We start from the raw sequence: 18,947 nt of genomic DNA on the forward strand, positions 1-18,947 counted from the left end.
ATGTCTTTAAGTCTTGGCCAAATTGCAGAGCAACTTGGCCTTACTATTAAAGGTGACACTGAGCAAACGATTAAACGTATCGCTCCGTTTGAACACGCTGCTGATCAAGAAATTAGCTTTTTAACAAATGCTAAATACAAGCCTTTGTTAGCGGCTTGTAAGGCTAGCGCACTGATTTTAAACAAAGCGGACGCGGCGCTTTTTAGTGGTAATGTGCTAATTAGTGAAGACCCTTATGTCAGCTATGCTTTGTTAGCGCAATTGTTAGATACAACACCTCGTTGTGCTAATGGCATCGCTGAAAGCGCCGTTATCGGTAAAGACGTTGTTCTAGGTAGTGGTGTCGCTATTGGCCCCAATGCGGTAATCGAAGATGGTGTTAAGCTAGGTGATGGGGTTCAAATAGGAGCAGGTTGTTTCATTGGTAAACAAGCCGTTATTGGCGACAGCACTAAACTTTGGGCTAATTGCAGCATTTATCACCGGGTAGAAATTGGTGCTCGTTGTTTAATACAAAGTAATACCGTGATTGGTTGTGATGGTTTTGGCTATGCTAATAAGCAGGGCCAGTGGATAAAAATTCCTCAAGTTGGCTCGGTGATTATCGGCGATAATGTCGAAATAGGCGCATCAGTGTCAATAGACCGCGGTGCCTTAGATAATACAGTTATAGAGTCAAATGTGATCATTGATAATCAGGTACACATTGCTCACAACGTAACTATTGGCGGTGGTACAGCCATCGCTGGGACAACAGGTATTGCCGGAAGTACTAAAATAGGACGTTACTGCATAATTGGCGGTGGCGTGGCTATCAATGGGCATATTAGTATCTGCGATCAGGTCACTCTAACGGGCAACTCAATGGTGACTAAATCTATCACTGAGGCAGGGGTGTTCTCATCGGGTATGCCGATTCAAGCCAATCGAAAGTGGCGTAAATCCATGGCTCGGCTCTCTCAAATTGATGAGATGCACAAAAGAATTGTTAGCTTGGAGCGAAATAAAAGCTCCGTTCAGGATTAACCTAGGAACACATTTTGACTAAAGAACTTAATCGCTTAGAAATTCAAGATATTATGGAATTGTTGCCACATAGGTACCCGTTCCTATTAGTTGACCGTGTACTAGATTTTGAAATAGGCAAAACCTTACATGCGGTAAAAAACGTGACCTTTAACGAACCTTTTTTTACTGGGCACTTTCCACAACAACCGGTATTTCCTGGTGTTCTCATTCTGGAAGCTTTGGCGCAATGTACCGGTATTTTGGCATTTAAATCAACCACTAAACCTAGCGAGAATGAATTGTATTTTTTCGCGGGTATTGATAATGCGCGCTTTAAGAAACCAGTAGGTCCAGGTGATGTTTTACACCTAGAGGTAGAATTATTGCGAGATCGTCGCGGGGTTGGCAAGTTCAACTGTGTTGCCAAAGTAGAAGATGAAATAGTCTGTAGTGCCGAAATTATGTGCGCCCGCAGAGCCTATAAGTAGGTGGAAAACGTTATGATTGATAGCTCGGCTAGTATACACCCCACAGCGATCATTGAAGGTAATGTTAGCATTGGTGCCAACACTACCGTAGGCGCTTTTACTATTATTCGCGGTGAAGTTCAAATAGGTGAAAATTGTCAAATTGCTTCACATGTCGTTATTAAAGGTCACTCTAAAATTGGCAACAATAATCGCATCTATCAGTTTGCGTCGGTGGGTGAGGATTGTCAGGATCTTAAATATGCTGGCGAAGAAACCTATTTGGAAATTGGCGATAACAACACTATCCGAGAAAGCGTAACCATTCATCGTGGAACCGCTCAAGATAACAGCGTAACCAAAATAGGCAATAACTGTTTATTTATGATTAACGCTCATGTAGCTCATGACTGTGTAGTGGGTAACGGTTGTATTTTTGCTAATAATGCTACTTTAGCAGGCCACGTTACTATTGGAGATAATGTTATCTTTGGTGGTCAAGCGGCTATTCATCAGTTCGGTAAAGTCGGTTCTTATGCCTTTATCGGCGGCTGTGCCGCGGTTAATAAAGATGTCCCCCCTTATGTGATGGCAGTGGGTAACTACGCTCGTCCGGTTGCTGTTAACACCGAAGGCTTGTTACGCCGGGGTTTTAGTAAAGATGCGATTAAGGCGATTCGTCAAGCTTACAAGACTCTATATCGCAGTGGTAACACCTTGGATGAGGCCTTGACTCAAATTGAGTTGTCAGCTGAGCAGTTTCCTGAAGTTAAATTATTCGCTGACTTTTTGAAAGAGAATGGTAGGGGTATTGTTCGCTAATGGTGCAAGCCAATTTGCATATTGCCATCGTCGCCGGGGAAGTCTCCGGCGATATTTTAGGTGCAGGTTTAATCACCGCTCTTAAACAACACTATCCGAACGCTCGGTTTTCAGGTATTGCTGGCCCTTTGATGCAAGAGCAAGGCTGTGAAGCGTTGTTCGATATGGAAGAGCTTTCGGTAATGGGCTTAGTTGAAGTATTAGGCCGGTTGCCAAGGATCCTCAAGATACGCAAGCAGATCCTACAACACTACTTGAATTCCCCTCCTGATGTTTATATTGGTATCGATGCTCCTGACTTCAACTTGGGGGTTGAGCATAAGTTGCATGCTAATGGGATCAAAACAGTCCATTATGTTAGCCCTTCAGTGTGGGCTTGGAAGCAAAAGCGGGTGTTCAAAATTAAAGAAGGCTGCAACAAAATATTGGTCTTTTTGCCTTTTGAAAAGGCCTTCTATGATCGCTTTGAGGTTCCTTGTGAATTTGTGGGTCATACTTTGGCAGATCAAGTACCGATGGTTAATCCACAATTGCCAGCCATCGAACTGCTGGGCTTAAATGCCAAGCAAAAAGTATTGGCGATTCTTCCTGGCAGCCGACACGCGGAAGTAGGCTTATTAAGCCCTGTATTTTTAGAGTCTGCAAGGCAGTTAGTTAAGCGTTTTCCCGGTTTACAATTAGTGGCGCCACTGGTTAATCAACGCCGCCGAGAACAATTTGAGGCTTTAATTCAAGAGCATGCACCTGAGCTGGATATAAAAATCGTAGATGGACATGCTCGAGCAGTGATGACCGCCGCCGACGCTATTTTACTTGCTTCTGGCACTGCAACTCTCGAGGCAATGTTAGTAAAACGTCCGATGGTTGTTGCATACCGCTTCAAGCCGCTTACATATCGTATCGCCAAAATGATCGTGAACGCTAAGTTTGCCGCGTTACCCAATTTATTGGCTGATGAGATGATTGTTAAAGAGTATGTACAAGAAGATTGTACTAGCGATAATATTGTAGCTGAAATTAGTCGCCTGCTGAGAAGTGACAACAGCAAGTTGCTCGAACAGTTCTCTCTCTTGCATCAGCAGATCCGTTGTAATGCTGACCAAAAGGCCGCTCAGGCTGTTATCGATGTAATAAATAGCTAGTTATTCACTAGTCATATTTGTCCTTCATTGGAGTTAGTGATGACACAGTTTATCTACCCCTCTGGTTTTTGTTTATTCGCTGGTGTTGATGAAGTCGGTCGTGGTCCACTGGTGGGCGATGTAGTTACCGCCGCGGTAATATTGGACCCCAATAAACCCATTAGTGGTTTGAACGACTCTAAAAAGCTTTCGGAGAAAAAACGTATTGTTTTAGCCGAACAAATTAAGAGCAATGCATTGTGTTGGGCGCTGGGCCGAGCCAATCCGCAAGAGATTGATCAATTAAATATATTGCATGCCACCATGCTGGCAATGTCTCGGGCTGTCGAAGCATTAAGTATTGTTCCAGACTTCGCCCTGATTGATGGCAATCGTGAGCCAAGCTTATCGATACCTTGTCAAGCTATAGTCAAAGGCGATGGCTTGGTCGCTGAGATAAGTGCCGCCTCAATTATCGCTAAAGTTGCCCGTGACCAGGAAATGGCAGAGCTTGACCGTCGTCACCCCGCTTACCAATTTGCGAAACATAAAGGTTATCCAACCGCAGTGCATTTAGAAATGTTAGCTAAGCATGGGCCTATCGCCGAGCATCGCCGTAGCTTTAAACCGGTTCAACGTGTTTTGGGAGAACTTTAACTTTGTCAGAGCCTTCTCAATCTCCTGCGTTTATCCATTTAAGGGTTCATTCGGACTTTTCAATGATCGATGGTCTGAAGAAAGTTAAACCTATTATTGCCAAAGCCGCAGAGCTAAATATGCCAGCTATTGCTCTCACCGATCAGACTAACTTTTGTGGTTTAGTAAAGTTTTATGGCGAAGCGCATAACCGAGGTATAAAACCGATTATTGGCTGTGACTTCTTCGTCAAGTCTGAAGAGTTTGCTGATGACCACTTTCGTTTAACCCTGTTAGCCGTTGATAATCAAGGCTATCAAAATATAACTATGCTGATATCACGCGCATACTTACGGGGCCAGCTGCAAGGTAGACCGGTTATTGATAAGCAGTGGTTAAGCGAACATGCCGAAGGGGTGATCGTATTATCCGGCGCGCGCCATGGTGATGTAGGTAAAGCTTTACTCAAGGGAAATGCAGTATTAGTTGAACGCTGCCTACGCTTTTATCAACAGTATTTCGCCGATAATTATTTTTTGGAATTGATACGCACCGGTCGCCCTGACGAAGAAAATTATTTACATATGGCAGTTGAACTAGCTGCTCAGCAACAACTCCCTGTTGTCGCAACTAATGAAGTCGTCTTTTTGGAAGAAGACCAATTTCAACCTCATGAAGTGAGAGTGGCTATTCATGATGGTTTTGGCATGGATGACAATCGCCGGCCTAAAAAATATAGTGCTCAGCAATACTTACGTAGCGAACAAGAAATGCAGAACTTGTTTGCAGATATCCCTGAAGCGTTACAAAACTCAGTAGAAATTGCCAAGCGGTGTAATGTTACCGTTCGCTTGGGAGAATACTTCTTACCCGACTTCCCCACAGATGGGCTGCCAATTGAAGAGTTTTTTTGTAAGGTATCCTGGGATGGCCTAGAAGAGCGTTTGGAGTTTCTATTTCCTGATCCCGAAGAGCGCGCGAAGCGACGGCCTGAATATGATGAACGTCTACAAATTGAGCTAGATGTTATCAACCAAATGGGTTTCCCAGGGTACTTCCTAATCGTAATGGAATTTATTCAGTGGAGTAAAGATAATAATATTCCGGTGGGGCCCGGTCGCGGCTCAGGTGCAGGGTCGTTGGTAGCGTATGCACAAAAAATTACAGACCTCGATCCGCTTGAATACGACTTACTGTTTGAACGCTTTTTGAACCCAGAGCGGGTTTCCATGCCCGATTTCGACGTCGACTTTTGCATGGATCGCCGAGACGAGGTGATTGACCACGTCGCAGAGCTGTATGGTCGCGATGCGGTATCACAAATCATCACTTTTGGTACCATGGCCGCTAAAGCGGTGGTTCGGGATGTGGGTAGGGTGCTTGGGCAGCCTTATGGTTTTGTTGACCGTATATCAAAATTGATCCCTCCTGATCCAGGCATGACCTTGGAAAAAGCCTTTGAGGCCGAACCGCGATTACCTGAACTTTACGATAGTGATCAAGAAGTTCGCGAACTGATCGATATGGCTAGGATACTTGAAGGGGTTACCCGTAATGCTGGTAAACACGCGGGAGGGGTGGTTATATCGCCCACTACTATTACTGACTTTGCTCCCTTGTATTGTGATGCAGAGGGTAAAAACCCTGTTACTCAGTTTGATAAAAATGATGTGGAGTACGCCGGTCTTGTTAAGTTCGACTTCCTTGGCTTACGTACCTTAACCATTATCCAATGGGCACTGGATATGTTAAATCCGGTGCTTGCGGCCAAAGGTGAACCGCCGATTGATATTGCGGCTATTTCAACCACCGATCAAAAATCTTTCAGGCTATTACAAGATTGTAAAACCACCGCTGTATTCCAGCTGGAATCGCGCGGCATGAAAGATCTGATTAAGCGGCTTAAGCCAGATTGTTTTGAAGACATGATTGCATTAGTTGCTTTGTTCCGTCCAGGTCCTTTGCAATCAGGTATGGTAGATAACTTTATTGAACGTAAGCACGGCCGCGAGGCGGTGTCTTACCCAGATGAAAAATGGCAACACGATAGCCTACAGCCTATTCTTGAACCTACTTACGGGATCATTCTTTATCAAGAGCAAGTGATGCAAATTGCTCAGGTCCTAGCGGGTTATACTCTTGGCGGTGCAGACATGTTACGCCGCGCAATGGGTAAGAAGAAACCTGAAGAAATGGCCAAGCAGCGTGCGGTATTTGAAGAAGGTGCTATCAAAAATAATGTCGACGGTGAGTTGGCTATGAAGATTTTTGATTTAGTTGAAAAATTTGCAGGCTACGGTTTTAACAAATCCCACTCAGCCGCCTATGCATTAGTATCTTATCAAACGCTGTGGATGAAGACTCATTACCCTGCGTATTTTATGGCTGCGGTAATGTCTGCCGATATGGATAACACCGATAAGATTGTTACCTTGGTTGACGAATGTAGCAACATGAAGTTGAAGCTTGTTCCGCCTGATGTTAACGCAGGGTTGTTCAAGTTCTCGGTGAATTCTGATGAAGAAATTGTTTACGGTATTGGTGCCATCAAAGGCGTCGGAGAGGGGCCTATTGACGCTATTTTAGCGGCAAGAAAATCTGGCCCATTTATCGATTTGTTTGATTTTTGCTGTCGTTTAGATCTTAAAAAAATCAATCGCCGAGTGATCGAAAAGCTCATCATGGCTGGCGCTATGGATAAGTTGGGTCCTCACCGAGCTGCACTGATGGCTACTTTACCTTCAGCGATGCAAGCGGCCTCTCAGCAGGCTCAAGCTTCGGCTCGTGGGCAAGAAGACTTATTTGGCGTATTGTCAGTAGAGGATGACACTCGGCCAAGTTTTGTTGAGCAAGACAAATGGACTGAAAAAGTCTGGCTAGAGGGAGAGAAAGAAACGCTAGGCCTATATTTAACGGGTCACCCAGTAAACCGCTATTTAAAAGAGTTTCGTCATTATACAACGGGCCGCTTAGTAGATATTCGCCCAACTGGTCGGGACACTACCTCTACCGTAGCTGGTTTAGTATTGTCTACCCGCGTAATGATGACTAAGCGGGGTGCTAAGATGGGTATTATCCAATTGGATGATAGAAGTGCCCGTCTAGATATCATGTTTTTTAGTGAAGCCTTTGATACTTACCAAGAACTACTTGAAAAAGATCGCATGTTGGTCATTCAAGGGCAGGTCAGCGTTGATGATTTCTCTGGAGGCATTAAAATGACTGCTCGAGAGGTTATGGACTTATCGACAGCGCGTGAACGTTGGTTAAAGAAGCTACGCTTGAGTATGTGTCGAGACCAGCTTGACGAATTATTTTGGCAACGATTTTATAAGGTTATAGAGCCATATCGTGCCGGTACCTGTCCAGTGACGATAAGTTATGAAGGCGATCATGCCAGTGGCATGTTAAGCTTAGGTACAGATTGGCGAATTACGCCAAGTGAAGATTTAATAGAGGCGTTGACCCAATTGTTGGGACAACAGCAAGTCACCCTAGAATTTAATTAAGAATAAGTTTATATGAATCCGAATTTTCTAGAGTTTGAGCAGCCTATTGCTGAGCTGCAAGCGCAAATTGAAGAGTTGTGCATCGTAAATGAAGAATCTGGTGTAGATGTTGATTTGCAAGACGAAATTTCTCGTTTGCAAGAAAAGCAAAATGATTTAACAAAAAAAATATTCTCAGATTTAGGTGCTTGGCAAGTAGCCCAATTAGCTCGACACCCTAATCGTCCTTATATGCTCGACTATATCGAACATATCTTTACAGATTTTGATGAATTAGCGGGTGATAGAGCCTACGCGAACGACGAAGCTATTATCGGTGGTATGGCCCGTTTAGACGGCAAACCCGTCATGCTTATCGGTCAGCAAAAAGGGCGCGAAACTAAAGAGAAAATTCGCCGTAACTTTGGCATGCCAAAGCCTGAAGGTTACCGCAAAGCACTGCGTTTAATGGAAATGGCCGAACGTTTTAACATGCCAATTATTACCTTCATTGATACCCCTGGTGCCTACCCCGGGGTAGGTGCAGAGGAACGTGGTCAGAGTGAAGCTATTGCTAAAAATTTATTGGTGATGGCTGGCCTAAAGGTGCCGACTATCTGCACGGTGATTGGTGAAGGTGGCTCTGGTGGCGCTTTAGCTATTGGTGTCGGTGATCGCGTAAACATGCTTCAATACAGTACCTATTCGGTTATTTCTCCAGAAGGCTGTGCTTCTATTCTTTGGAAAAGTGCTGATAAAGCACCCACCGCCGCTGATGCTATGGGGATCACCTCTGCTCGCCTAAAAGAGCTTGATTTGATTAACGATATCGTTGCTGAACCATTGGGTGGAGCACATCGCGACATACCTGAAATGGCTCGCAACCTCAAAGTAAAATTACTCAATGACTTAGAGTCATTAAGTGCTTTAGATGTTGATACTTTGCTCGAACAGCGTTACCAACGACTAATGTCTTACGGTTACTGCTAATTTCTAAGCATGCATTGAGCTGGAACGTTTCTCAATGCATGTTTAATAGGCCTGACAGTGTCCCTTACTTTTACTTTTGATAAGCACTTTAAACACTTAAGCCCAGCGGTTAGAAAATTGGTGGTCGCCTATAGCGGCGGCTTGGATTCTAGTGTTTTACTTTCTCTAAGTGCAGCCTACGCAAAAAGAAATCCACATATAAGCGTCATTGCTGTTCATGTTAATCATGGTCTTCAACAACAAGCTAATTCTTGGCAGGAACACTGTCGCCAGCAGGCCTCGTTGCTTGAGGTTCGTTTTTATAGTGAAGCCTTAAATATCAAACTCGATGCTAGACAAAGCCTAGAAGCCGTTGCACGAGAGGCCCGCTACGCTGCGCTGACTAAATATATCGTCAGTAAAGACAGCCTGCTACTCACCGGCCACCATGCCGATGATCAGTTCGAAACCTTTATGTTGGCCCTAAAGCGCGGTAGCGGAGTGAATGGTTTAGCGGCAATGCCATTGCAAAGGCCCTTTGCTCAAGGCTCATTATTTCGCCCCTTGTTGGCGTTTAGTCGCGCTGAATTAGAAGATTATGCACAATCTCATCAATTGACTTGGATAGACGACCCGAGTAACGAGTCTATGGATTATGACCGCAATTTCTTGCGTCACCAAGTTATGACGACTTTAAGCCTGCGCTGGCCTCAGATACTCAAAACGACTCAGCGTAGTGTGCAACACTTACAAGAAGCTAATCAGCTAGCGACTGAGATTGCCGAAAGTGATTATTCTCAGGTGGGCGAGAATGGCGCATTAAGCTGTTCAGCTTTGCATGACTTAAGTGAGGCTAGACGCAATAACCTATTACGTCACTGGTTTACAATCCATGATTGGTTGTACCCGAGCCAGGCTCAGTTAGGTCAAATAGTTAGTCAGTCTCTAGCTAAACAAGACGCAAAGGTTTCTGTAAAGCTCAGTGAAGGAGAGGTTCGCCGGTTTAAAGGGCGTCTTTATTTAGTAGCTAAGCAATGCTTAATTGAAAGCTCGCACCATCAACCTTGGAACATGAATAGTACCCAACATTTGTTGTTGGAAAATCACAGCAAAATAAGTTGGTATCAGGGCGGCAATTTATTGCCACCTAAACTGGGCGAAGTGGTTACGCTACGATTTCGTTCACAACTTACCGTGAGTGACTTTGTCGCCGCTGAACATAATGGGCGTAGGAGTATTAAGAAGTTACTACAAGAAGCGCAATTGCCATCTTGGCAGCGTAATCGCATTCCCTTTGTATTTTACGATGATTGTTTAGTCGCTATTGGCGACTTATATACCAACGCTAGCTTGCAGGCTGATAATAACCAAGGCATTAGGTTTAGTTGGACGCCAGCTTGTTAGCGTAAAGCCGCTCATCAGCTAATTGTATTAGCTGGGCGCTATTTCGACCTGGCTCCCAGGTACATACTCCGACACTAGCGGATACTTCGTATTGGGCCAATAAAGGCGTATTTGCCAGTTCATTATTCAGTCTAGCTACCACTTTTTGGGCTGAGTATTCGGTGGCTGGACGAAGTAACATGGCAAATTCATCTCCCCCAATTCGAAAAGCTTGGTCGCCACTGCGAATTACTGATTTTAGTATGTCGGCAAAACCAATTAAAACCTGATCACCGACAGGGTGACCGAGCGTATCATTAACTTGTTTAAATTTGTTTAAATCTAGTAACATCAACACCAAACCACCATGTTGCTGCTGACATTGGCGCGTTTGTTGTTCTATAGACGTATGTAACGATTCGTCAAAATGCGCCCTATTACCAATACCAGTGAGGTAATCATTTCTCACTCTTTCTTGCAAACGAGAAATTTGCAAAGCATGTTTTAGCGGTGCTTGTAACAACTGGCTTAATTGACGTAATTGTTGAATTTCGTTGCGTTGAAAAGGCGTATCGCGGGTAAACGTTACGATCCCTAAAGGGCGTTTTTTGTCATTGAGTGAAAAACTACGGTAGTAACGTTGCCCTTCAAACAAGCTTACTTCTTGCTGAATGCCATCGCTAACTAAACGTAATGCCGAAAACTCTACGTAACTACTTGCCGCGGCGGCAAAGTTTTGCAGTAGATCTTCCAATAACAGGCTTTCTTGAAGCGCTTCAATAATACTGAGTTTCTGTAATGGGTTTAACTCAGCACTATTAGAAAATTGTGATATTTTTCTTGGGTTTACAATATCATTTTGTGCTAATTGTAGTGAATCCATAATTACTTTACTCTCGATAATATCTTGCTATATTGCGTCAAATAACGCCGCTATCTAAGATAAAGCAATTTTTAGGCCATATTACTTTTCTAAAAAAGCCAAAATATTGTCAATTTGTTTTAAGCCGTCTTGGTATCCATGACTTATTAAGCAGTTTGTGTAAGCTTTCTCAAACATTAAAAAGCTGGTAATAGCTGAAGGTTTGTCGCGTTTAATGCCTAAGGTGATAAGCATCATTCTCACACTAAAAGGCAAGTGGGAATAATAATCATGTGACAGTTGCTCGAAATCTAATTGGGGTTTAATACTGAGGGTTGCCACAGGCCGTAAGTCTAATTGCTGCTGCTGTTGTTCAGTTAATAAATCTAGAGTGCGGTTTATTCGCTCTAGGCGTTCAAGATCAGAGTTTAGAGTATCGGAAAACACCGAATCTAATAAATGACCTGCAATGGTAGCACTGTTGGGGGCGGGAGCATCTATGCCTGAGGAAGGGTGGCGCTGTTGTTCTAGGTGAATAGCCAGTATTTTATCGGCCCCTAAATGAATCGCTGGGCTAAGCGGGCACAATTGATGAATTGAACCGTCACCATAAAAATCTTTTCCTACTTTGGCCGCAGGAAAGATTAAAGGTATCGCCGTTGAAGCCAGTAAATGGGTAGTATGAATTTGGGTTTTTTGTCCTAGTCGCCGCGCCCTTTGCCAGTTTTGTTGCTTTTCGTCAGCCTGAAAAAAAGACAATGAATTTCCATCTTGATAGTTAGAAGCGGTAACAGAGAGCGCATGCAGGTATTGGTTTGCGATGTTTTTATCGATACGTTTATAGTTGAGGTAGGCATCTAATAAATCTTGTAAAGGCTCGTTGTTAAGTAGCGAAAAGCCCTGCTGTTGGTTGTAGTCGGCATGTAAACTTTTACACACGATTGAGGAGAGCTGCTTGGCGATGGCTAAACCGTCGGTTTTAAATACCTGCTTACATTCGAAGTTTCGCCAAATATACTCAAGTTTTTTAACGCCAAGGCGAAAGCACGAAGCATACACCGATAATGCAGTAGCATTAATCGCTCCGGCCGAAGTTCCGCAAATAATCGAAAACGGACTAGCGTGATTTCTTGGGTATTGTTCAGCAATTGCTTTTAGTACACCAACTTGATAGGCGGCACGAGCGCCGCCACCGGTGAGTACGAGCGCCACTTTCTGGTTGGATTTAACGGTAGCCTTTTGATTCATAATTATATGTTAGCACAGCGATAGCGGGGAGCTTGCTAAAGCAATCACACATCTAAGACAAAAAAAGCTGGCCTAAGCCAGCTTTTAGTCACAGTGAAAGTGCTTTTCTAGAACTGTTCGAAGATATCTTCAACGGCTACTTCTGTCTTTTCTCCAGTGCGACGGTTTTTGTACTCGATAACACCTTTATCTAAACTGCGATCACCAATCACAATCACGTGAGGTATACCGATCAGTTCGATGTCTGCAAACATTACACCTGGGCGCTCTTTGCGATCATCGAATAATACATCGATGCCTCGTTGCTTCGCTTCTTCATAAAGTTTGTTAGCTACTTCTTGTACTCGATGAGATTTATGCATATTCATTGGTACAATAGCTAGCTTAAATGGCGCGATAGCTTCTGGCCATGTGATGCCATATTTATCATTATTTTGCTCAATGGCTGCAGCCACGATGCGAGAGACACCAACACCATAACAGCCCATCGTTAGAACTTGGTTTTTACCTTGTTCATTAAGTACTGAGGCATTCATTGATTTTGCGTAGCTATCTCCAAGTTGGAAGATGTGACCTACCTCAATACCGCGTTTAATAGCTAAAGTGCCTGAGCCACAAGGACTTGGGTCACCCTCCACTATGTTACGTAAGTCTGCGACTTCACCAAGAGGTAAGTCTCGCAGCCAATTGATACCAAACAGGTGTTTGTCATCAACGTTGGCACCGGCACCAAAATCACTACAGTGAGCTGCACTTCGATCGACAATGATCGGCATCGGCAAGTTTACAGGGCCTAATGATCCGGGGCCAGCCCCCACTGCTTGGCGAATTTCTTCTTCGCTCGCAAATTCTAAAGGCGCGGCAACAAGCGCCAGTTTCTCCGCTTTGATTTCGTTTAACTCGTGGTCACCGCGAAGAATTAAGGCAATCAGTTTATGCCCTGACTCTTCATCAGCTTTAACAATGAGTGTTTTAACTGTCTGTTCAATTTTAAGGTCAAACTGCTCGACCAACTCGGCGATGGTTTTCGCATTGGGTGTGGCTACCTCATGCATTTCTTGGCTAGGTGCAGTGCGTTCACCGACTGGCGCTAGCGCTTCAGCTTTTTCAATGTTTGCTGCGTAATCACTGCCATCGGAAAATGCGATAGCATCTTCACCCGATTCAGCCAGAACATGGAACTCGTGGGAGACTGCGCCTCCAATACTGCCGGTATCGGCGAGTACGGGGCGATATTCCAGACCCAAACGTTCAAATATTCGGCAGTAAGCGGCGTGCATTTCGTCGTAGGTTTCTTGCAAACACTCATCAGAAAGATGGAATGAGTAGGCATCTTTCATTAAAAACTCGCGTGAGCGCATTACGCCAAAACGTGGTCGCACTTCATCACGAAACTTTGCCTGAATTTGGAAAAGATTGAGTGGTAATTGCTTATAGCTATTTATTTCTTTACGCACTAATTCAGTCACCACCTCCTCGTGGGTAGGACCGAGTACGAAATCTCGCGAATGGCGATCTTTAAAACGTAGTAGCTCTGGGCCAAATTTATCCCAACGGCCCGTTTCTTCCCAAAGGTCAGAAGGTTGTACGGTTGGCATGTGGATCTCAATTGAGCCACTGGCATTCATTTCTTCTCGAACAATTTGTTCGACTTTAGACAGCACTCTTAAACCATTGGGTAGCCAAGTATATAAACCTGAGGCGAGCTTACGGATCATCCCGGCTCGTAACATTAATTGGTGAGAGATAATCTCAGCATCACTTGGAGTTTCTTTCTGAGTTGCCAGAAGATATTTGCTAGAACGCATATCTAACCTTTCATATTCGCTAATAAATTGCGGCGATTGTAACAGGCTAACAATACTCTGTCAGGCCTTGTCACGACGGTCGCCGATGATTTTTGCTGGGTTGCCAGCCATAATCGCCCAGTCAGTAACACTTTTGGTGACAACTGAGCCCATTCCAATCACTGCATGGTCACCAATGGTGACTCCGTCAACGATGCAAGCGTTGGCGCCTATCCAAACGTCTTCACCAATATACACACCTTTGGAGCTATTATTTTGTTTCCAAATGGGTGTGTCGGGATGCATGCCATGATTGAACGCATATATTTTTACGCCGTTAGCAATTCGAGTGTTATTACCGATAACTATGCCATTTTTTCCTCCGTCAATTGAACAGCTATGGTTTATAGCGACATCATGGCCAATAGTAATCGGGCCATGGAGGAAGCTTTGCGCTGCAATAAACGAGTTATTACCTATTGTTATATCGCGTCCGGGTTCGGCAAACAATTGAGCGTCGGGTGCGACAAAACAATTATTCTTAAATACGATGGTTTCTAGTTCAGTTAGGGTTTGCTGTAATTCTTGTTGCCATGGCTGAGCCCAAACGAGATGTTTGGCTTTCAGTCGGTAATAAAGCCAGGGCATCCAAGCAAGTCTTTTCTTATGCTGCTGTTGGTAATCTAATTGTTTTTCAGACATGGCTAAGCGACATTATGTGGAGTTGAGGCCTTGTAGCGCCAGAATTAATCACTTGCCATCTAATATTTAAGTCGTATAGGTGAACGCCATATATTTTATCATCCGGCTTATTTCGTTTATAAGCCGGTCGGGGGTCTTGAGCTAATACCTGCTCAATAACTTGTTGTTGGTTTTTGCTTATGCCTAAGAGATTGCAGTGTTCTTCTGCATCTTCATGCCAGTTAATCTGCAGTGCTGGTGTTGGCTCGCTCTGGGCATAGCCAGCCAGAGCATTTGGTTCACTATCTGAATATGGCAGGTAGGGTTTAACATCATAAATGGGGGTGCCATCTACCAAATCGCCCCCCTTAAAATGTAGCTCAAGGCAGCTTTTTTCCCGCACCACATGGCTCAATTGCATCAATGATAACCCGAGGTTATTTGGGCGAAAGCTAGAACGAGAAGCTAACACGCCTACTTTTTGATTTCCGCCTAAGCGAGGAGGGCGCACTTTCGCTTTCCAGCCTGCATCGCTATTTTGATGAAAAGCGAAGATCAACCAAAAATGACTGAACTGTTCAATATCAGCTAGCATATCTGGGTTATTATAAGGGGCCGTAAATACGAGTGTACTCGTGGTGGCGGAAACCAAGCCTGGCTGCCTAGGCACTGAGAACTTCTCAGCGTAAGGTGAGCGAATATATCCCAAAGGTTCAATGCTTAGTGTCATAACAACTAAATCTTATATGCCTTTGCAAAACAACTTAGCATGGCAAGGCAAGCCACAGGCTCAGCGATGGGATAGCATTGTTGGATTACTACCGCGTTTGCACCCAGCAAAGCTGCTTGCTCTCGTAGGCTATTGCGGGCATCTACTTCTTGTGGTGGAGCGTGGTTAGCTTTTTCTTGGCAGCTTACACCTTCAACAATACCCAAGTATTCAGCGCTGAGAGGATCAATTTGGTCAGATGGGTAAACTGACACATCGGCTGCTGGGATGTAGTTATCGAAATTCTCTTTATCAAGGTTACTATTAAAAGAATAATTGCCGCTACATGCGCTTACGAGTACGGAGAGTGACAAGCAAAGAACCAATCTAGAAAAAAAATGCATAGTAATCCTGTTTGCGATGGCATTTAGCTGTTTAAGGCTAGACAAATAGCCAGATCCTAATTAGTACCGACTATAACAATTCAGCCTGCTAGCTAACAATGCAAAACAATATCTTTTTGTTTCGCTACTATAATTAAACACTCAAGAGGGTCTGGCTGGCAGTTTTCCCTCTTGTTTAGACACTTCTGGCGCATTTCCAAGTGCTATATGCTGCAAGTCGCCAAGGTGTTATTGATAAGGAAAACTCAGTGAAAGCGTTTGTATCTATGATTTAGCCTATTTTTGGCAATTATCACTGGAAATGCTTTCCCAAATGAGTTTATATCTTGTGTCGGTATTTATGATTATAAAGGAAGTGGTTCACTAACTATCGTTGTGCGTTGACCTAATGTCGACCATGACATTTAGCCGAACCGATTAAAGGAGTTAACGGTGTCTATTTCAAATAAACTATTAGCGGCGTTTAGTTTTGTTGCCGTATTAATGGTTATTTCCGCGTCAATTGTATTTCTTCAGCTGTCTAGCATTACGCAGAAAGAGCAGCAGATCGTTGAAGTTAGTGTCCCTGTTGTTTCAAAAAGTAAAGAAATTGAGCGGCAACTCCAGCTTTCTGTCAGCGCTGTACGAGCGTATTTAATTCACGGTTCAGATCCTCAACGGGCTGAACATTTTCAAGCGGTATTTGACAAGGCTTGGAGCGAAATTGCTATTAATATAGAGCAAATAGCGCTATTAACTCAAGCTAGCATGCCTGAACAAACGATCGTTGATTTTGAAAAATTAAAGCAATTACAACAACAGATTATTGAGATTTCTAATAGCGAAGACAACTTGCCTGCTCATGCTTTATTACTGTTTGATATAGCCCCGCTAGCTGAAGAAGCGATGAATCAAGTATCCAGCGCCGTGGCTGAAGAGATTTCAAAACCGGGCTTATACAGCCCTAAAAAGCGCGTGCGTTTGCTGGCAGATATGAGCGAAGCTCGCAATCAACTGGCAAATGCTTTAACCAGCCTGAGAAGTTTTATTATAACTGGCGATTCGTATGAGCAAGAAAAATACGCCGAATATTTTTCTCGTCATAAACTGCTCGTCGCGGATGTTGAAGCCGCGGCTAATTTGTTTACTGAAGAGCAAGCCCGTCTTTGGCAACAGTTTGTCGAGCTTGTCGATATTTTCGTTCCATTAGTCGATGAGTTATTTGTTATACGAGCAGCTGAAGATTGGAATATTGCCAATCATCGTATGGCCAATGAAGTGGTTCCTTTAGTGGGCGATATTGAACAGCAATTACTACAGTGGAACATACAGCAACAACAGTTGTTGGAACAAAATCAGCGAGAGCTTAAGTCATTAGGCCAACATATCGTCGTGGTCGTATTTGGTGGAGCCCTTGTGGCAGCGTTATTGGGAGGTCTAGTCGTTTTTTGGCTTAGTCAAAGAATAAAAACAAGTTTAGCCTCTGTAAATTTACGCGCGATGCAAATAGCCGAAGGTGACTTAGCTAATCAGCCATTAGTCGTTAAAGGAAAAGACGAAATTGCCCAGTTAACGGGTTCTATCAATGCTATGTCAGAACAATTGAAATCGCTGATAGCTGAAGTTAACCAAACAGCCAGTGACGTGAGTAGCAATAGTCATCGTATTTACGAAAAAAGTGATGCGATTAGTCACGCTCTAAATGAACAGCGTCTAAAAGTTGATTCTGCCGCAACCGCGATTGAACAAATGTCGGTTGCGGCAAGAGAAATCGCGCAAAACACATCCCAGGCCGCTGATCACGCGCGAGATTGTGGTGATGTAGCAGAACAAGGTGGAAAAGTCGTCACTGATACCATCGCTATTATGCAAAACATAGAGAGTTCTGTTGGCGACAGCAATCAACATATCACCAAGCTAAACCTTGCGGGCGCCGAGGTAGAGAAAATCACAGATGTTATTGCAGGTATTGCCGAACAAACCAACCTATTGGCCTTAAATGCTGCGATAGAAGCCGCGCGTGCTGGTGAGCAAGGCAGAGGGTTTGCTGTTGTAGCCGATGAAGTGAGAAGTCTAGCGAGTCGCACTAGTCAATCTACAGAAGAGATCAGCCGCATTATTAATCAAATTCGTAGTCTAACTGAAGCGGCCAACCAAAGCATGAATCAAAGTACCGAGTTGGTGACCAATGGAAGGCGTGTGGTTCATAGTGCTGGGGATGCGCTTAATCAAGTTATCGATACTACCCAAGGTGTCACTGAAATGGTTACCGCTATTGCAACGGCAACAGAAGAGCAATCTGCTGTTGCGGCTGATGTTGCTATGACCCTAGAAACCATAGCCTTAATCGCTCAAGATTCTGTCGATGGAGCTCAAGCTAGTTTAGTGGATACGCAACAGCTAGAAGAGAAATCTGAACAATTGAAACAACAAATACAACGTTTTGTATTGTAGAATTACCCTTTGGCTCCTAATGATAAGTAAACAATAAATGAAACAACCCGCAATTTTTCTAGACCGCGACGGTGTGATCAATCATGACTCAGGCTATGTCTCAAAAGTTGATGACTTTGAATTCATTGATGGTGCTATTGAGGCTATGCAGCAATTAAAAAAAGCGGGTTGGTTATTGGTTGTAATTACTAACCAAGCTGGTATTGCTAGAGGCTACTTCACTGAACAAGAGTTTATGTCATTAACAGAGTGGATGGATTGGTCGTTGGCGGACCGTGGGGTTGACTTAGATGGTATCTACTTCTGCCCGCATCATAAGGACTATGGCAACGAAACGTATCGGCAAGATTGTGACTGTCGTAAACCCAAGCCTGGGATGATTTTAGATGCCACTGACGAACTAAACATAGATTTAACTCAATCTTGGATAGTGGGAGATAAAGGCTCAGACCTGCAAGCGGGCAATAACGCGGGTATTCCAAACCGCATCTTTGTGAAGGGGAACTACCCTGTTAACCAACAGCAGTCTCAACTTGCAACATATACGGTTTCTTCATTAAAAGAAGCCGCTGAATATATCCTAAAAAGTTCCCGTTAAGGTGTATTCATCTAAATTGTCTTTCTAGCTAGTGGGATTTGGCTTCTTTTCGGCTATCGATTAGCCGTTTCATCAGTATTTATCGTTTTTTTGCTGGAAAAATGTTCAGTTGGTAAGTTTTTTGCTGATTTTCTTCAAAAAACGCTTGCACTGAAAACGCGGATCCCTATAATGCGACTCCACTGACACGGCACGCAGCGCTACAAAGCGAAGCGCATAGCAAGTCAGGGTTGGTAAGGCCTGAGGCTCTACTAGCGGCGGTTAAACGCGTCATCTTCTCCCAAGAAAATTTCTTCGGAAAAGAATGAAAAAAGCGGTTGACAGTCACAGA

The 18,947-nt window shown here is 43.9% G+C and carries 16 protein-coding genes; 10 read left to right on the forward strand and 6 right to left on the reverse strand.

Annotation, left to right across the window (positions count from 1 at the left end; all coding sequences use genetic code 11):
* From lpxD to tilS, 8 genes are all read left to right on the forward strand, one after another.
* Positions 1–1,026 (forward strand): UDP-3-O-(3-hydroxymyristoyl)glucosamine N-acyltransferase, encoded by a 1,026-nt coding sequence (lpxD, locus tag ACVFI8_RS18615; RefSeq protein WP_457872270.1) that lies wholly within the window; start codon positions 1–3, stop codon positions 1,024–1,026.
* 14 nt (positions 1,027–1,040) lie between these two features.
* Entirely contained in the window at positions 1,041–1,496 is a 456-nt protein-coding gene (fabZ, locus tag ACVFI8_RS18620) for a 3-hydroxyacyl-ACP dehydratase FabZ (RefSeq protein ID WP_248712094.1), read from the forward strand.
* Positions 1,497–1,508: 12 nt separating this feature from the next.
* Positions 1,509–2,297, forward strand: a complete 789-nt coding sequence (gene lpxA, locus ACVFI8_RS18625; protein WP_457872273.1) for an acyl-ACP--UDP-N-acetylglucosamine O-acyltransferase — start codon at positions 1,509–1,511, stop codon at positions 2,295–2,297.
* Positions 2,297–3,439, forward strand: coding sequence for a lipid-A-disaccharide synthase (gene lpxB / locus ACVFI8_RS18630; protein WP_457872275.1), 1,143 nt, complete (start codon positions 2,297–2,299; stop codon positions 3,437–3,439). Before lpxA ends, lpxB begins: the two co-directional genes overlap by 1 nt.
* Before the next feature lie 39 nt (positions 3,440–3,478).
* Positions 3,479–4,075 (forward strand): ribonuclease HII, encoded by a 597-nt coding sequence (gene rnhB / locus ACVFI8_RS18635; protein ID WP_457872277.1) that lies wholly within the window; start codon positions 3,479–3,481, stop codon positions 4,073–4,075.
* Positions 4,076–4,137: 62 nt separating this feature from the next.
* On the forward strand, positions 4,138–7,563 hold the full coding sequence (gene dnaE / locus ACVFI8_RS18640; protein ID WP_457872278.1) for a DNA polymerase III subunit alpha: 3,426 nt from the start codon (positions 4,138–4,140) through the stop codon (positions 7,561–7,563).
* Between the two features lie 12 nt (positions 7,564–7,575).
* Complete coding sequence (gene accA / locus ACVFI8_RS18645) at positions 7,576–8,532, forward strand: acetyl-CoA carboxylase carboxyl transferase subunit alpha (RefSeq protein ID WP_248712089.1); 957 nt, start codon at positions 7,576–7,578, stop codon at positions 8,530–8,532.
* 57 nt (positions 8,533–8,589) lie between these two features.
* On the forward strand, positions 8,590–9,915 hold the full coding sequence (gene tilS, locus ACVFI8_RS18650; protein ID WP_457872279.1) for a tRNA lysidine(34) synthetase TilS: 1,326 nt from the start codon (positions 8,590–8,592) through the stop codon (positions 9,913–9,915).
* On the opposite strand, the gene ACVFI8_RS18655 is transcribed toward tilS, so the two are convergent.
* From ACVFI8_RS18655 to rcsF, 6 genes are all read right to left on the reverse strand, one after another.
* Positions 9,893–10,777, reverse strand: coding sequence for a GGDEF domain-containing protein (locus ACVFI8_RS18655; protein ID WP_457872280.1), 885 nt, complete (start codon positions 10,775–10,777; stop codon positions 9,893–9,895). The two genes, tilS and ACVFI8_RS18655, sit on opposite strands and share 23 nt — an antisense overlap.
* Positions 10,778–10,858: 81 nt before the next feature.
* Positions 10,859–12,004, reverse strand: a complete 1,146-nt coding sequence (locus ACVFI8_RS18660; protein ID WP_457872281.1) for a patatin-like phospholipase family protein — start codon at positions 12,002–12,004, stop codon at positions 10,859–10,861.
* Positions 12,005–12,111: 107 nt separating this feature from the next.
* On the reverse strand, positions 12,112–13,812 hold the full coding sequence (locus ACVFI8_RS18665; RefSeq protein ID WP_248712085.1) for a proline--tRNA ligase: 1,701 nt from the start codon (positions 13,810–13,812) through the stop codon (positions 12,112–12,114).
* Between the two features lie 60 nt (positions 13,813–13,872).
* The gene (locus ACVFI8_RS18670) at positions 13,873–14,493 is read right to left on the reverse strand and encodes an acyltransferase (RefSeq protein WP_457872282.1); all 621 of its coding nucleotides are present in this window, start codon (positions 14,491–14,493) and stop codon (positions 13,873–13,875) included.
* Positions 14,486–15,202 (reverse strand): tRNA (N6-threonylcarbamoyladenosine(37)-N6)-methyltransferase TrmO, encoded by a 717-nt coding sequence (gene tsaA / locus ACVFI8_RS18675; RefSeq protein ID WP_457872283.1) that lies wholly within the window; start codon positions 15,200–15,202, stop codon positions 14,486–14,488. Before tsaA ends, ACVFI8_RS18670 begins: the two co-directional genes overlap by 8 nt.
* 5 nt (positions 15,203–15,207) lie before the next feature.
* Positions 15,208–15,585, reverse strand: a complete 378-nt coding sequence (gene rcsF / locus ACVFI8_RS18680; RefSeq protein WP_457872285.1) for an Rcs stress response system protein RcsF — start codon at positions 15,583–15,585, stop codon at positions 15,208–15,210.
* Between the two features lie 432 nt (positions 15,586–16,017).
* On the opposite strand from rcsF, the gene ACVFI8_RS18685 reads away from it, so the two are divergent.
* Both ACVFI8_RS18685 and gmhB read left to right on the forward strand, forming a co-directional pair.
* Entirely contained in the window at positions 16,018–18,018 is a 2,001-nt protein-coding gene (locus tag ACVFI8_RS18685) for a HAMP domain-containing methyl-accepting chemotaxis protein (RefSeq protein WP_457872286.1), read from the forward strand.
* A 37-nt stretch (positions 18,019–18,055) separates the two neighbouring features.
* A complete protein-coding gene (gene gmhB, locus ACVFI8_RS18690) occupies positions 18,056–18,616 on the forward strand; it encodes a D-glycero-beta-D-manno-heptose 1,7-bisphosphate 7-phosphatase (protein WP_248712080.1) in 561 nt (186 codons plus the stop codon).
* The last annotated feature ends 331 nt before the right edge of the window (positions 18,617–18,947 follow it).

The sequence above is a fragment of the Agarivorans sp. MS3-6 genome (assembly GCF_054112545.1).

Coding starts and splice junctions, on each gene's coding strand:
- lpxD (WP_457872270.1), top strand. CDS start 1: ATGTCTTTAAGTCTTGGCCAAATTGCAGAGCAACTTGGCCTTACTATT.
- lpxA (WP_457872273.1), top strand. CDS start 1,509: ATGATTGATAGCTCGGCTAGTATACACCCCACAGCGATCATTGAAGGT.
- lpxB (WP_457872275.1), top strand. CDS start 2,297: ATGGTGCAAGCCAATTTGCATATTGCCATCGTCGCCGGGGAAGTCTCC.
- rnhB (WP_457872277.1), top strand. CDS start 3,479: ATGACACAGTTTATCTACCCCTCTGGTTTTTGTTTATTCGCTGGTGTT.
- dnaE (WP_457872278.1), top strand. CDS start 4,138: ATGATCGATGGTCTGAAGAAAGTTAAACCTATTATTGCCAAAGCCGCA.
- accA (WP_248712089.1), top strand. CDS start 7,576: ATGAATCCGAATTTTCTAGAGTTTGAGCAGCCTATTGCTGAGCTGCAA.
- ACVFI8_RS18655 (WP_457872280.1), bottom strand. CDS start 10,777: ATGGATTCACTACAATTAGCACAAAATGATATTGTAAACCCAAGAAAA.
- ACVFI8_RS18660 (WP_457872281.1), bottom strand. CDS start 12,004: ATGAATCAAAAGGCTACCGTTAAATCCAACCAGAAAGTGGCGCTCGTA.
- ACVFI8_RS18665 (WP_248712085.1), bottom strand. CDS start 13,812: ATGCGTTCTAGCAAATATCTTCTGGCAACTCAGAAAGAAACTCCAAGT.
- ACVFI8_RS18670 (WP_457872282.1), bottom strand. CDS start 14,493: ATGTCTGAAAAACAATTAGATTACCAACAGCAGCATAAGAAAAGACTT.
- tsaA (WP_457872283.1), bottom strand. CDS start 15,202: ATGACACTAAGCATTGAACCTTTGGGATATATTCGCTCACCTTACGCT.
- rcsF (WP_457872285.1), bottom strand. CDS start 15,585: ATGCATTTTTTTTCTAGATTGGTTCTTTGCTTGTCACTCTCCGTACTC.
- gmhB (WP_248712080.1), top strand. CDS start 18,056: ATGAAACAACCCGCAATTTTTCTAGACCGCGACGGTGTGATCAATCAT.